The sequence below is a fragment of the Tistrella mobilis genome (genome assembly GCF_039634785.1).
In the GTDB taxonomy this organism is placed as follows: Bacteria; Pseudomonadota; Alphaproteobacteria; order Tistrellales; family Tistrellaceae; genus Tistrella; species Tistrella mobilis.
The window spans coordinates 112094-125994 of sequence record NZ_JBBIAB010000013.1; the positions used below are offsets into that span (position 1 = coordinate 112094).

The 13901-nt window shown below is 66.4% G+C and carries 16 protein-coding genes; 13 read left to right on the forward strand and 3 right to left on the reverse strand.

Translation table 11 applies throughout. The annotated features are described in order from the left end of the window. Window positions 1–4 precede the first annotated feature (4 nt). The 12 genes from WI697_RS18440 to treY all read left to right on the forward strand — a co-directional run bounded on the left by WI697_RS18440 (window position 5) and on the right by treY (window position 8975). The gene (locus tag WI697_RS18440) at window positions 5–835 is read left to right on the forward strand and encodes a hypothetical protein (RefSeq protein WP_345959478.1); all 831 of its coding nucleotides are present in this window, start codon (window positions 5–7) and stop codon (window positions 833–835) included. A gap of 16 nt (window positions 836–851) precedes the next feature. Continuing rightward, complete coding sequence (locus tag WI697_RS18445) at window positions 852–1685, forward strand: hypothetical protein (RefSeq protein WP_345959479.1); 834 nt, start codon at window positions 852–854, stop codon at window positions 1683–1685. Window positions 1686–1735: 50 nt separating this feature from the next. Then, window positions 1736–2026: a hypothetical protein gene (locus WI697_RS18450; RefSeq protein ID WP_345959480.1), complete on the forward strand. Its 291-nt coding sequence runs from the start codon at window positions 1736–1738 to the stop codon at window positions 2024–2026. A 230-nt stretch (window positions 2027–2256) separates the two neighbouring features. Continuing rightward, a complete protein-coding gene (locus WI697_RS18455; RefSeq protein ID WP_345959481.1) occupies window positions 2257–2616 on the forward strand; it encodes an immunity 22 family protein in 360 nt (119 codons plus the stop codon). An 88-nt stretch (window positions 2617–2704) separates the two neighbouring features. Then, window positions 2705–3127 carry a hypothetical protein gene (locus WI697_RS18460; protein WP_345959482.1) on the forward strand — a complete coding sequence of 141 codons (423 nt, stop codon included), beginning with the start codon at window positions 2705–2707 and terminating at the stop codon, window positions 3125–3127. Window positions 3128–3137: 10 nt separating this feature from the next. After that, on the forward strand, window positions 3138–3368 hold the full coding sequence (locus tag WI697_RS18465; protein WP_345959483.1) for a hypothetical protein: 231 nt from the start codon (window positions 3138–3140) through the stop codon (window positions 3366–3368). Between the two features lie 15 nt (window positions 3369–3383). After that, window positions 3384–3896, forward strand: coding sequence for a hypothetical protein (locus WI697_RS18470; RefSeq protein ID WP_345959484.1), 513 nt, complete (start codon window positions 3384–3386; stop codon window positions 3894–3896). A 46-nt stretch (window positions 3897–3942) separates the two neighbouring features. Continuing rightward, a complete protein-coding gene (locus tag WI697_RS18475) occupies window positions 3943–4338 on the forward strand; it encodes a hypothetical protein (protein ID WP_345959485.1) in 396 nt (131 codons plus the stop codon). 51 nt (window positions 4339–4389) lie between these two features. Further along, window positions 4390–4794 (forward strand): MbcA/ParS/Xre antitoxin family protein, encoded by a 405-nt coding sequence (locus WI697_RS18480; protein WP_345959486.1) that lies wholly within the window; start codon window positions 4390–4392, stop codon window positions 4792–4794. Next, on the forward strand, window positions 4794–5534 hold the full coding sequence (locus WI697_RS18485) for an RES family NAD+ phosphorylase (RefSeq protein WP_345959487.1): 741 nt from the start codon (window positions 4794–4796) through the stop codon (window positions 5532–5534). Before WI697_RS18480 ends, WI697_RS18485 begins: the two co-directional genes overlap by 1 nt. 109 nt (window positions 5535–5643) lie before the next feature. Continuing rightward, window positions 5644–5910 (forward strand): ribbon-helix-helix domain-containing protein, encoded by a 267-nt coding sequence (locus WI697_RS18490; protein ID WP_296719789.1) that lies wholly within the window; start codon window positions 5644–5646, stop codon window positions 5908–5910. A 305-nt stretch (window positions 5911–6215) separates the two neighbouring features. Further along, window positions 6216–8975, forward strand: coding sequence for a malto-oligosyltrehalose synthase (gene treY, locus WI697_RS18495; protein WP_345959488.1), 2760 nt, complete (start codon window positions 6216–6218; stop codon window positions 8973–8975). Window positions 8976–9708: 733 nt separating this feature from the next. Here treY and WI697_RS18500 read toward each other — a convergent pair. Then, window positions 9709–10701, reverse strand: coding sequence for an alpha/beta hydrolase (locus WI697_RS18500; protein ID WP_345959489.1), 993 nt, complete (start codon window positions 10699–10701; stop codon window positions 9709–9711). A gap of 104 nt (window positions 10702–10805) precedes the next feature. On the opposite strand from WI697_RS18500, the gene WI697_RS18505 reads away from it, so the two are divergent. Next, window positions 10806–11435 (forward strand): FMN-binding negative transcriptional regulator, encoded by a 630-nt coding sequence (locus WI697_RS18505; protein ID WP_345959490.1) that lies wholly within the window; start codon window positions 10806–10808, stop codon window positions 11433–11435. 36 nt (window positions 11436–11471) lie between these two features. On the opposite strand, the gene WI697_RS18510 is transcribed toward WI697_RS18505, so the two are convergent. Continuing rightward, window positions 11472–12278 carry a formyltransferase family protein gene (locus WI697_RS18510; RefSeq protein ID WP_345959491.1) on the reverse strand — a complete coding sequence of 269 codons (807 nt, stop codon included), beginning with the start codon at window positions 12276–12278 and terminating at the stop codon, window positions 11472–11474. Continuing rightward, window positions 12275–13891 (reverse strand): ABC transporter ATP-binding protein, encoded by a 1617-nt coding sequence (locus WI697_RS18515; protein ID WP_345959492.1) that lies wholly within the window; start codon window positions 13889–13891, stop codon window positions 12275–12277. Before WI697_RS18515 ends, WI697_RS18510 begins: the two co-directional genes overlap by 4 nt. Window positions 13892–13901 lie beyond the last annotated feature (10 nt).

Consider the following 13901-nt stretch of genomic DNA (forward strand, 5'->3'; position numbering starts at 1 on the left):
TCAAATGTATGAAGACATCGTAAGAAATCTCCACGCTCGTGAATGGATTTCGGATTTCCAAAATGGCGCTCTTCTATCGGATGCATTTCAGGGAGAAAATCGGCCGCCCGACTGGTACGGCTGCCCGCCAGGATTGATTCCGCTGACAAGCGACGGGTCCGGCCCGGTCTATATTGGGGTCTGGGTCCGTTGGTTCGAAGAGCCACGACGACACACCTATGTGATGTGTTCCGTAGAAAACGGGCATCTCCTTCGGGAAATCGCACGGACGGATGAACAGTTCTCGGTGTGGCTGACCCTCAGGGCCATTGCCTTCGAGGGCGCGATCACCGATGAAATCGTCACCTTCTGCAAGGAAACCGGGCCGCTTTCTGTTTCGGATATCGAGGCACATGCCAGGGCCTTTGGCGATGATCCCGAGCGACTGACGGATCTGCCGATGTTTCGCGACCAGCGCCCAAACGACATCGGCCCCGAAGCTGTCGCGACTTACGGCGTCCTCCACCCCCAACACACCGACCCCGCGCGTTTCCGCGACGCCTGTTGGTTCGAACTCAGCGAAGAGCAACAGCGCATCGCCCTCGATCATGCCGACGCCGCCCCCTGGCTGCGGCGTGATGCGCCTGTGGCCCGGCTTTTCGACGGCTATCTCAGTAGCGGCCGTCAGGCCGAAGCCTGGGCCACGCTCAACAGCACCGGCTGGTCTCTGCCCGACGCCCGCGCCGCGGCAGAGCGGCTGGCGGCCGCCACCGACCTGCCAGGGCTGGCGCTTCAGCTGAGAGCCTGGATCGCGTTTTCGCAGCAGACGGATATCCCGGAGCGTTATGGATACTGACGAAGCCTGCCCTATCGTGCCCTACGATCGCGTGATCGCCGATCTCGGCCTGCCCGCCTGGATCGGCGAGGTCCGCAGCGGCCGCTGGCTGGCGGACGCAATGGGATGGGACGCACCTGCAGACTGGTACACCTGCCCGCCGGCCCTCATCCCGCTGACGTCGAACGGATCCGGTCCGAGCTATGTCGGCATCTGGATCCGCTGGACAGCCGGAGGCCGCGCGCTGCACTTCGTACATGCGGGCCCGGAAGATCGCTTTCTGTTGAAAGAAGACGCACTGACGACGGAGCAATTTGCGGCCCGTCTGGCCATGCATGCGATGTCGGCAGTTGATGACGTAACCGATGGCATCCGCGCCTTCGCCGCGGCCGCAGGCATCGCCGATCTGGATGCGCTCGACCAACACACGAGCAACTACAGCGACCAGTCTGACGATCTCGTCCATCTGCCGCTCTTCGACACCCCACGCCCGGCCACCGCTCGTGCTGATGGGCTATCCCGCAAGGGCATCACCCCCTTTGCCGCCGACACGCCCTCGCCCGAGGAACCCGGCGCCGCCTGGTTCGAACTCTCCGGCGCCCGCCGCGCCGCCCTGGCCGACGATCCTGCCGCCGCCCCCTGGCAGCGCCGCAACGCGCCGGTCGAGGCGCTGTTCGCCGATGCCATGGCCCGGGGCGACCATCTCCGCGCCTGGGCGATCCTGAACAGCACCGGCTGGAAACTGCCCGCCGCCCGCAAGGCCGCCACCGATCTGGCGGCAGCCGTGGCCGATCCGGTCATCGCGGCGCAGCTCAGGGCCTGGGTGGATTTCTCGCAGAGGTCGTTCGATCCGGATCGGGAGGATTATTGAGCGGCGGCGTCATGGGGAACGTCGCCTCTTAGTCTCAGGGTGAGGACGACATGAACACCTATGGCGCCTTACTGGCAGAATCGGGACTCCCCGCATGGCTTCACGACGTCAGCCAGGGTGCCTTCCGCTTTCAGGCCGACATCGGCTACGACGCGCCGGCAGCGTGGTACACCTGCCCGCCCGCGCTTATTCCTTTGGCGTCGGATAGTTCAATGCCGGACTATCTGGGGATCTGGACACGGTGGTTCAGCAAGGATCCGTACCTCCATGTCGTGATCACGGGCCTTGAGGATCGTTTCCTGTTGCGGGAAATCGCCCTGAATTTGCGACCTGGATCGTGACCAAAGCTGCCGGAGATTCGGACTTCACGAAGCAGATGACGGCGTGGTGCAGCTTTTCCGAAGACGCATTCATCCCCGAGTCCGATGCCTATTGAGACGCCCCGTGGAGGATCCACCCCCGTGGGGCGGCAGCCTCATGACACGCACAGGCATGGATCATCAAACGCCGCGCACCTTTTTCCGGCCGGGGGCGATCCGGAATCTGTCGTCAGAAATGAGAGGGCCGGACAATGACCATCAAGCCGCAATCCGTCTCCATCTGGCTCGGCCATTTTGAGTCTGAAGAGGCGATGACCGGGTATTTTGATGAAGATTTCACGGAAGATGGGGATGCCATCCCGTCTCCCTTCCAAAGCTCATTCCACATCGGTTACGATCCTTATAAATTCGAGGCAGCTATGTTCAAAGAGGCGTCGGAAATATCCTGTGCGCTGGAGGATGCCTCCTATTCAGAATATTACGCCGAGGATGTCAAAAAGAGTCTCACCACCCTCAGTTGGGCAAATACAATCTGCATTCTATTCGACTGTGATCCGCCCCAGAAGAAGAAGGACACGCACCTGACTCATATCCTTTACAAGAGAATTTGATGGACAGGGCTTTCATAAACCCCCTCGCCCGGACTTTCGGAAACGCGACCGGCTGTGGATATGACCGCCGCCCCGATCAGGCCTGCCCATGACTGAAGACGCGCCCCATTGCGAACGCTGCGGCACGCCGATGATCCCGCGTCACGATGCCACCACCCGCGGGCTGATCTGCCCGACTTGCGGCTGGTCGGTGGTGTCGACCGCGCTCTCTGCGGTACTCACCGACGATCGCCCCTGGCGCCTCTTCGCCGCGGGCTTCCCGACCACCGACCGGGACCGGCTCAAGGCCCTGGCGGAGGTGCGCGGGATCAATCTGGTCGAGGCGGCGAAACTGGTCCGCGCGATGGGCCCCGCCCCCGATACCCCCGTCTTCGAGGGCCGGGCGTCGGAGCTGGTGCAGCACATGGCCCGGCTGCGGGAGGCCGGCATCACGGTTGCGACCGATCCCGGGTTTCCGCACGACACGCCCGCCGCCCTTGCCGCGGCGCGGCGGGTGCGGGTGGCGCTATGAGGGGCATGTGATGGACGGATATGATGCGCCTGTGGCCCGGCTTTTCGACGACTATCTCAGCAGCGGCCGTCAGGCCGAAGCCTGGGCCACGCTCAACAGCACCGGCTGGTCTCTGCCCGACGCCCGCGCCGCGGCAGAGTGGCTGGCGGCCGCCACCGATCGGCCTTTGCTGGCGCGTCAGCTGAGGGCCTGGATCGCGTTTTCGCAGCAGACGGATATCCCGGAGCGTTATGGATACTGACGGGAGAGACCGCCCATGGCCGATGAGCACGGCATGCAGGCCGCCATACGGGAGAGCCTGGATTTCTTTCTGAGCGGCCGGATTCTGAACGGGCAGATATCCACCGGGCTGGATCATTATCCAAGACAGACCGGCCGCCTGGACGTCGACGAACTTATGAACAAGCATGTCTATCCAGAGACAGGCGAAACCTGGGACGACATGGAAGAGACGATCTTTCATGAATTGGAAAAGCAAATGACCAAAATTGGCATTGCACAAGATTTTGATAACATATATCAAAAATACAATAATGATAATAAAAAGACCTTTATAAGGAATCGTGTGAAGAAAATATTTTCGGAAGATTTTCTCTTTTTCATCAACAGAATTGAAGCACATATCTTGTGCAAGGCCGCCTCGTCTCTCGTAAGGATGCACGAATCCTATTTCGCCGACATCATGACCGTCTACCGGCTCGGCGGCATGCCATGCGGCTTCGAGGGTGCGCCGTTCAGGTCGAGATTGATCGTGTATGTGCCGTCCTGAATGGCCTTCGGATATCGGCCGCCCCCGTGACTGACCGAGGTGCATCATGGATCTCTACACCCGCCTGCTCGCCGATCTCGGCCTGCCCGCCTGGATCGGTGAGGTTCGCAACGGTCGCTGGCTGGCCGACGCCATGGTCTGGGAAGCGCCGGCCGACTGGTACACCTGCCCGCCCGCCCTTGTGCCGCTGACATCCGACGGCTCCGGTCCGCGCTATGTCGGGATCTGGGTGCGCTGGACCGATGCGGGCCGGTTCCTCCATTTCGTGGAAGCAGGGCCAGAGGATCGGTTTCTGCTGCAGGAAACGGCCCTCAGCTCGGGGCCTGGATGGCGTTTTCAGAGGATGAGGGGGATGATGACTATTGAACCATCTCCGCGCGTCATATCCCGCCCGGGCGTCGGGGTAGCTTTCCGGCCATCCGGATTCGGACGAATTCATTGAAGTCGTATGATTGCGGACCATATCCTGAAGGTCCGATCAAGGAGGCAGCCCATGACAGCGCCTGCCCGAACCGCCGCCGGGACCGATCGCCGGGATCTCTCCGGTCCCGGCCTCAGGGCCTTCTTCAACATTGCCGCACAGTGGCGCCTCTCCAACGAGCAACAGATGACGCTGCTGGGCAGCCCCAGCCGATCCACCTTCTACAAGTGGCGGACCGAGGGCGCGCGCAATCTTCCGAAGGATACGCTGGAGCGGATTTCCTACATCCTGGGCATCTACAAGGCCCTGCAGCTGCTGCTTCCGGACCCTGACGCGGCCGATGGCTGGGTGGCGCGCCCGAATGCCGCGGCCCCATTCGGCGGCCGGTCGGCGCTGGACCGGATGCTGTCGGGTCAGGTGGCCGATCTTCTTGCCGTCCGCCAGTATCTCGATGCCGCGCGGGGCGGCTGGAGCTGATGGATCAGCCGCCGGATCCGGCCCCGGATCTCCCCTCTCGCAGCCATATTGCCTGGGCGCCGTGCTGGCGCATCATCCCCAGCCGCTTTCCGCCGATTTCACTGTTCGAGCGGGTCGCCGCACCGGAAGATCTCGATGCGGTCCTTGAACTGGAAGCCATGACCAATCCCCGGCTGAGAGACGAGGTGGGCGAGATCAGTCTGGTCCCCCCCGGCGAACGGGTCAGCGGCCCGGGATCGAGCATCATCATGGCGGCCTTCACCCACCTCAACCCCGAAGGCAGCCGCTTTTCCGACGGCAGCTTCGGGGTGTTCTATGCCGCAGCGGCGCTGGAAACCGCCATCGCCGAGACCGTCTACCACCGCGAACGCTTCATGCGGGCAACGGCGGAAAAGGCCATGGACCTGGATATGCGGGTCTATCTGATCGATCTGGAGGGCGAGCTTCACGACCTGCGCGGCCGGCCGGAGGCGTTCGCCGCCGCCTGTCACCCGACCGACTATTCCGCAGGCCAGAGCCTTGCCCGGAGGCTGCGCGCAGCCGGTGCAGGCGGCATCGTCTATCACAGCGTCCGGCACGAGACCGGGCTCTGCGCCGCGGTCTTCCGCCCGAAACTGCTGTCGAACGGCCGGCAGGAGCGTCATCTCTGCTACCGATGGAACGGTCACCGGATATCCGACATCTACGAGAAGTCGCGGCTGTCGATCGATGCCGGTCCCCGGCCGGGCGATCGCGGCTGACCGGATCCGCCCCCTCATAATCCCGACTGCCTTTCCAAGCGCCCCGCGCGCCACCATGCGCCTGCAGTTCCAGCATGATATGGTTCAGTGATCTGAGGGAGGTCTGCTCATGGCGTCCATGACTGTTTCCATGCCGGAGACGTTGCGTGAATGGGTGCAGCAGCGTATCGAGGCCGGCCAATACGCCAGTCTCAGCGACTATGTGCGTGATCTGATCCATCAGGATCAAATCCGGACCATGGCAGAGCGTGACGCCGTGCGCGAGAAGATCGCCGCGGGCATGGCCTCTCTGCGCGCCGGCGAAGGCGTCGATGGTGAGGCCTTTCTTGCCCGGCTTGATGCGGAACTGGCGGAGATGGGCCGGCAGGGCAGGTAAAACCGAAACCGTCAGGGTCCTGCATGGCAGTCGCAATCTGGACGCCTTGTTTGAGCGTCACCCCCCGCGCATGACATGATCTGTTCTTTCCCGCCCTCTCAGCCGGACATGAGCAGAAGCGTCTTCTGACCCAGGCGGTCCGGCCCCCTCTGCGCGCGCGGCCCAAGGCTGCACACCACCAGCCCGCCCGACGGAACACGACGCCCGCGCGCCGGTTGACGTCCCGCCGGAGGGCCGCGTCTCAGCGGCCGAATGGTCAGAGGCCGAATGGTAAGGGGCCGAATGGGCAGAGGGCACAGAAGATCATGAACGTCACCCCGCGCGCCACCATGCGCCTGCAGTTCAATGCCGGGTTCACTTTCGACGATGCCGCGGCGCTGGTCGGCTATATGCACCGGCTGGGCATCAGCCATGTCTATGCCTCGCCGATCCTGGCCGCGCGTGCGGGGTCTGCCCATGGCTATGACGTCATCGATCCGACCCGGATTTCCGACGAGATCGGCGGCCGGGCCGGGCTGGAGAGGCTGGTGGCGGCGCTGCGCCGGCACGAGATGGGGCTGATACTCGACATCGTGCCCAATCATATGGCGGTCGGCGGCGACGAGAACCCGTGGTGGGCCGACGTGCTGGCGAAGGGCGAGGCCAGCCCCCATGCCCGTGTGTTCGATATCGACTGGCGCCATCCGGATCCTGAGCGGGACGGCAAGGTTCATGCGCCGTTTCTGGGGGAGGATTACGACCGCGCACTCGCCTCGGGCACGCTGCGGCTCTGCCGCGACGCGGCCGGGCGGGTGTGGGCCCTGGCCCATGACCGGCGGTTCCCGATCCGCGACGAGGATCTGCCGGCGATCTTCGGCGAGGGCACGCCCGATGCGGCCAAAGCCGACCGGCTGCTGACGCGCTATCACGAGCCCGAAGATGGGCACGAGCCGGAAGGGGGGCCCCGCGCCCTGCACCGGCTGCTCGACAGCCAGCATTACCGCCTCGCCTGGTGGCGCACCGCGGCCGACGAGGTGAACTGGCGACGGTTCTTCGACATCGGCGAGCTGGCGGGCGTGCGCGTCGAAGACCCGGAGGTGTTCGAGGCGACCCACGGCCTGATCTTCGAGCTTTATGCCGCCGGGCTGATCGACGGGCTGCGCATCGACCATATCGACGGGCTGGCCGATCCCGGCGGCTATTGCCGGCGCCTGCGGGCCCGGCTGGATGGCTTGCGCGACCGCCGGCCGGCGGCGGCGGCCGACCATCCGCCGCTGATCCTGGTGGAGAAGATCCTGGCGGCGGGCGAGCGCCTGCCCGAGGACTGGCCGGTGGAGGGCACCACCGGCTATGACTTCATGGCCGAGCTGGGCGGGCTGCTCCACGATCCCTCGGGCCGGATGCCGCTGCGCAGCCTGTGGCGCGAGGTGACGGGTGAGCCCGACGACCCGGAGGCCGAGGTGGAGGCCGCCCGCCGCCAGATCCTGGCCACGGCTTTCGAGGCCGATCTGGCCCGCACCGTGCGCGCCTTCGCGGCACTCGCCCGATCCCGCCGCCGCGACCGCGACCTGACCACCGCGGCGCTCCGCCGGGTGCTGACCGAAGTGGTGATCCAGGTGCCGGTCTACCGGATCTACGACACCGGCGACGGCCATGATGCCGCCGATGACGCAACCATCGCAGGCGCGATCGACCGCGCCCGCGCCCATGTGGTGCCCGGCGACCGCCCGGCGCTGGAGCGGCTGGCCGACTGGCTGCATGGCGGCCGGGCGATCGAGGGCGGCGGCGTCGATGCCTCGGCCGAGGCGGGCCAGACCGACGAGGCCGACCCCGACATGCTCCGCCGGGCAGCCCTGATCCGCTTTCAGCAGCTGACCGCACCGCTTGCCGCCAAGGCCGTGGAAGACACGGTCTTCTACCGCCAGGCCCCGCTTCTGTCGTGCAACGAGGTGGGGTCCGAGCCCGGCGCGCCGACGCTCTCGCCCACCGCCTTTCACCAGGCCTGCATCGACCGCCGGCGCCACCACCCCATGGGGCTGCTCGCCACCGCCACCCACGACCACAAGCGCGGCCCCGACAACCGCATGCGCCTGGCCGTGCTGTCGGAAATGGTCGAGGAATGGAGCCGGACGGTGAAGGCCTGGCGGCGGATGAACATGCCATCGCAGGTGGCGCCGTCGCAGGTGTCATTGGACGGCCATACGGCGCCGCATCCGGCCGACGAGCTGATGCTCTATCAGACGCTGATCGGGGTCTGGCCGGCCGGGCTCGACGCCACCCGCGCCGCCCGCAACACGGCGGCCGGCGAGATCCTGCCCCGGGTGGAGGCCTGGTGGCGGAAGGCGCTGCGCGAAGGCAAGCGCCGCTCCAACTGGGTGGAACCGGATACCGGCTACGAGGCCGCCTGCCTCGCCTTCCTGCAGGCGATCATGGGCAGCGACAGCAGCTTTCCCGAAGCGCTGGACCGGCTGGTGCGGCGGATCACCCCGGCCGCCATGGTCAATACGCTTGCCCAGACCGTGCTGCAGCTGACCTGCCCCGGCATTCCCGACATCTATCGCGGATCTGAGGTGCGGGACCTGTCGCTGGTCGATCCCGACAACCGCCGGCCGGTGGATCACGCGCGCCTGGCAGGGCTGCTTGCGGCCGAAACCGAGCCCGCGGCGGCGCTCGAATCCCCCCGCGACCACGACGCCGCCAAACAGGCGGTGATCGCCCGCATCCTGGCGCTCCGCGCCCGCGATCCTGCCCTGTTCCTGACCGGGGACTATCTGCCGTTGACGGTGACCGGCCCGGCGGCGGACCATCTGCTCGCCTTCGCCCGGGTGGGCACCGCGACAGCGGGGACCCAGCCGCCCCATGCCATCATCCTGGTCTCGCGCCTCGCCGACCGTCTGATCCCCGAAGGCGGCGCGCCGCTGATCCCGGCCGAGGGCTGGGCCGACACGCTGATCGACATCCCAGGCCCGCTCGCCGGCCCCCATCACGAGGTGCTGACGGGTGAAAGACTGGCGCTCCGCGACGGCGGACTCGCGGTCTCGGGCCTGCTGACCCGGCTGCCGGTGGCGGTGATGACCGGGCTTTGACCGGTCTGGACCTTCAGCCCGTGCGGGACAGGGGCCGGCCCACCGCCGCTGTCCGATGCAAGGCGCCGCCACCCGCTGCACGCGCCCTCTACCGTCACCCCCGTAACCTCGCCCGTCAGCCCCTTCCGTCATCCCCGCGCCCTCCTCCGTCATCTCCGCGCCCTCCTCTGTCGTCTCCGCCACCTCCTCTGTCATCCCCGCGAAGGCGGGGATCCACCTTTGCGGTGATCAGGAGCGGCGCGACGGCGCCCGGGCAGGCGACATTCTTCGGCCGGAGAGCAAGGTGGATCCCCGCCTTCGCGGGGATGACGGTGGTGAGGGTGTGGAGGTCCGGGCAACAACAGCGCCGGACATCAACGGCGCGCCGCGCGCAGTCAGATGGCTGAATCGATCGACAACCCGGGAAGACCGGGTTGCGGGGATTCCATGGCCGGAGCAAATGGTCAGGGCTTCAAACCGAAAACGGTTCCTACTCCCGGAGTGTGGTGTTTCCATGACCGGAGCAAATGGTCATGGCTTCAAACTGAAAGGAGAAAATATGACTAGCACGATCGGTTTCCATGACCGGAGCAAATGGTCATGGCTTCAAACTCCCCCCCTTCCAACCCCTTGTCAAGAGGTCTCCGAAACGCCCGATTTCCGTCGGGTCCGGGCTTTTGCATAACGGGTTATGCATCTTGTTTCGTCCTGTCTTATTTCTTAAGATTATCAATAGGATAGCGTTTCCACGAGGTTACCCTCTCGCCGTCCGGCTCAGGCGCGCCCCGAAGGCATCCACCACCCGCGCGAAGGCCGCTTCGGCGCCCGCCGACAGGCCGGCATAGCCGGGGAAGTTGTGGATCATGTCGGGCAGGCGCAGATGGTCGACCGGCACGCCCGCGGCCGCCAGGCGGTCGGCCATGGCGTCGCCCTGGTCGGAGAGCGGGTCGAAGCCGGCGGTGGCGAGCACGATCGGGCAGGTGCCGGCGACATCCGGCCAGAGCAGGGGGGAGGCGCGGGGGTCGCGGGCGTCTTCGGTGCCGGTCAGCAACAGATCGCAGAACCAGTCCATGGTGGCGGTGTCGAGGAAATAGCCTCTGCCGAGGGCCGCCATCGACGGATAGCTGACCTCTTCTCCGGCATTCGGGCGGAAATCGGTCACGGGATAGAGCGCCAGACCCGCCACCGGCTGCGGGCCGTTCGGGCGGTCGCGGGCGGTGAGTGCCGTGACCAGGGTCAGGCAGCCGCCGGCGCTGTCGCCCGCAAGCCCGATCGCGGCAGGGTCGGCGCCCCAGGCCGCGGCATCGCCGGCCACCAGGGTGAAAACGTCCCAGGCATCCGCCACCGCCGCCGGGAAGGGATGTTCCGGCGCCAGGCGGTAATCCGGGGTCAGGACCAGCGCGCCCAGCCGGTCGGCCAGCCAGCGCGACTGGTTGTCATAGGCCGCCGGGTCGCCGACCACGAAGCCGCCGCCGTGGAAATAGATCACCAGCGGCAGGGCCGTGGCATCGCCCGCCCGCGCCGGCCGGTAGAGCCGGGCATCGATCACCCGGTCCGGCAGCTCCAGCACATGTTCCGTCATCGCGACCGGCGCTTCGGGGGCGCGGATGCCGCGGATCAGATAGCGCTCGCGATAGGCGGCGCGCGCCTCGGGCACCGGCAGATCGCGGATGCTCGGCCCGGCGGGGGCCTCAGCGGCGGCCTTCAGCATCGCCCTGAGCGCGGGATCGAGTGCGTCGTCGGTCATGCGGGGAAACTCCGGTCGGAGGGGGGGATATCGCGGCTATTGTGACTTTTATGATATCAAAATACAATATCTGCATTGCCCTCCTCCAATGGATGCCGCCCGCGATGTACGTGCCCGCCCATTACCGCACCGACGACCCCGCCGCCATTCTGGGCTGGCTGGCCCGCTTCCCCTTCGGCACGCTGGTGACCGCGGGCGCCGACGGCCTGCCGCTCGCCACCTCGCTGCCGGTGATTACCGAAGGTCAGGACCCCGACGACATCACCGGTCTCACCATCGCCGCCCATATGGCCCGGCGCAACCCCCATGCGGCGGCGCTGTCGACCGGCATGCCGGCCCTGCTGGTGGTCAACGGCCCCGATGCCTATATCTCGCCCGCCTGGTATGAAAGCCCGGTCAACGTGCCGACCTGGGACTATGTCGGCCTGCAGATCCGCGGCCGGCTGACGGTCATCGACGACCGCGACGGCCTGCTCGATCTGATGCGCCGCCAGATCGCCGCCTTCGAGGCCCGCACCGCCACCGGCTGGACCCTGGATGCGGCACCGGAGCCCCATGTCGACCGGCTGATCCAGGGTGTCGTCGGCCTCCGCATCCGGGTGGAGCGGATCGACTGCATGCAGAAGCTCAGCCAGAACAAGCCCACCGACCGCCCGACCATCCAGGCCGCACTTCGTGCGTCCGGCAGCGATTACGGGCCGGTGGTGGCGGGGTTGATGGATCTGGTCAAATGACGACTCTTATAACGCTATAAGACAATTATCTGGGCGTCACCCCGTGGCCTCGATCAGCAGGAAACCGTCCATGACGGCCAGCGTCACGATTCGTCCGTCATCCGAGACCACCATGCCGGGGGTCAGGCCATGCGCCTCCTGCCAGCCGCGCACCGCCACCGGCCAGCGGGTCCGCCCCTCCCCTTCCTTCCAGGCGACGAGCCCCGGACCGAAGGCGCGCCAGTGGTGCAGCGCATCACCCACCCGGGTCGTCGGCCCGATGGTGAAGACCCCGGGGTGGCTCGCCGGCCAGCGGCCGGTTGCGGGCTGCGGCACCGCCGCCGCCCAGGCGCGTGGAAAATCCGCCAGGATCGCGGCCATCATCTGCGCCGATCGCCAATAGGTCCGCGCGAACACCGTGTGCAGATCATCGGTGGCGGTCAGGGTCATCGGCTCCTGCGCCAGAATATCCCCGGCATCGGCCTCTGCCGTCAGCTTGTGAACAGTGATCCCCGCCGATGCCGGGTGGGTCGCGAGGATCCATTGCACAGGGGCGGGTCCGCGCCCGTCAGGCAGCAGGCTTGGATGGATGTTGACCGCAGGCAGGGCCGGATCGACCGGTACCAGCCATGGATAGCCGACCACCACCACCAGCCCGGTGCCGGTCTGCCGCAGCATCGCCAGATCATCGCGGCGGAACCGATGGAAGAAGACCGGGCAATGATGTTCCGCGGCAAGCGCTGCGGTGATCTCGCCGATCTGACCACCGCCCGCCGTCCATATCGAGGTCAGAACATGGCCGCCGGCACGCAGCATGGCAGCCCAGCTGCCATCGACACCGCCCAACAGCGCAATTCTCATCATATGTCCTCCCGCACCACCGGTGATCGGCCACTGGCCAGCGTGATCACGGTATCGCCCGGCCGGATCACCCCCGGCCGGTGGGTGACCGCAATCACCGTCACCCGATCGACAATCTGGCGGATACCGTCGAGAATATTCTCCTCCGTCGCCGGGTCGAGCGCGGAGCCCGCCTCGTCGAGCAGCAGCACGGCGGGGTCGCCATAAAGCGCACGGGCGATGGCAATCCGCTGACGCTCCCCACCCGACAGGCGGAAACCCCGCTCCCCCACCACGGTTTCAAGCCCGGCCGGCATGGCCTGGACGCGCTCAAGCATCCGGGCCGCAGCCAGCGCCGCATTCAGCCGCCCCTCGTCGAGGAGCCGGCCGAAGGTCACATTCATCGCCACGCTGTCCGCGATCAGGACCGGCTCCTGCGGGACGATGCCCACGATCGCGTACCAGGCCTCCGGGTCGATCCCGGCCAGATCCGTACCGTCGATCAGGATCCGCCCGGTGCCAGGTTCCAGCGCCCGGGTCAACAATCGCATGAAGGTGGTCTTGCCTGCGCCGGTCTCCCCCATGATCCAGGTGACATGGCCGCGCCGCGCCGTCGCCCGAAGCCCCGACAGCCCCCGCCCGTCGGCATGAACATAGCCGAGATGATCGAAAGTGACGGCCCCGTCGCGGATCACCAGCGGTTGCGCATGGAGCCGGATCGGCATTTCCGGCGCCTGCCACATGCGCAACAGCGGCCGCAGCCGCGCCAGCGAACGAACCACGTCATCAATCGCATGGCCGGCGGCCTCGAAAGGCTGATTGAGCTGCAGAAGCAGGGTGTTGAACAGCACCACCTCGCCGATGGTGAGCTGCCCTGCCCGCCAGGCCGGCAGCAGCAGCGCGAAGGTGATGGCGATCTGCAAGGCCAGCGCCACGCCATATATGGCGGCATAGGCGATCCGCCGCCGGCAATAGGCAGCCCAGCGATCCAACAGCCCGTGCATCTGCCTTTGATGATGATCGCGCGCCCAGGCGGTGCCTCCCACCTGCCGCACCGCCTCTACGGCGCCGATTACATTGCCGAAGACCTGCGCCACCTGCTGATCGGCATCGATCGCTGCATCCAGATGCCCGCGCGTGCGTGACGCGGCCAGCCAGGTAACACCGGTGAAGGCCAGGCCATAGGCCGCGACAATGGCGGCGATCGCGGGGGTCACGGCAGCACCGAGCATCACGATCGTGGCCAGGAACTGCACCAGGCCCGTCAGAAGCACCCCCGACCCCAGCTGGACAACGACGTTCATCGCCATGGCACCCCGCGCCTGGGCCTGCCGGATCGCGACGATGTTGTTGTCGACGAAGAATGCCGGGGTCTTACGCATCAGCCGCTCGAAGAAGGCGATGCTGATCGTCGAGGATATGCGTTCCGCACCCATATAGCCCAGATACTCGACCGCATGCCTGACGACCAACCCGCACCCCAGCAGCAACGCATATGCCGCCACCATCGCCAGCAGATCCTCTGCACGCCCGGCCACCAGATCATCGATCAGCCGGGCGAAGAGCCAGGGCACCAGCACCATGAGCAGCGCAGACACCACCGCCAGCGCCGCGACCGGCACAAGCGATGCAAGCACGCCTCGCAGG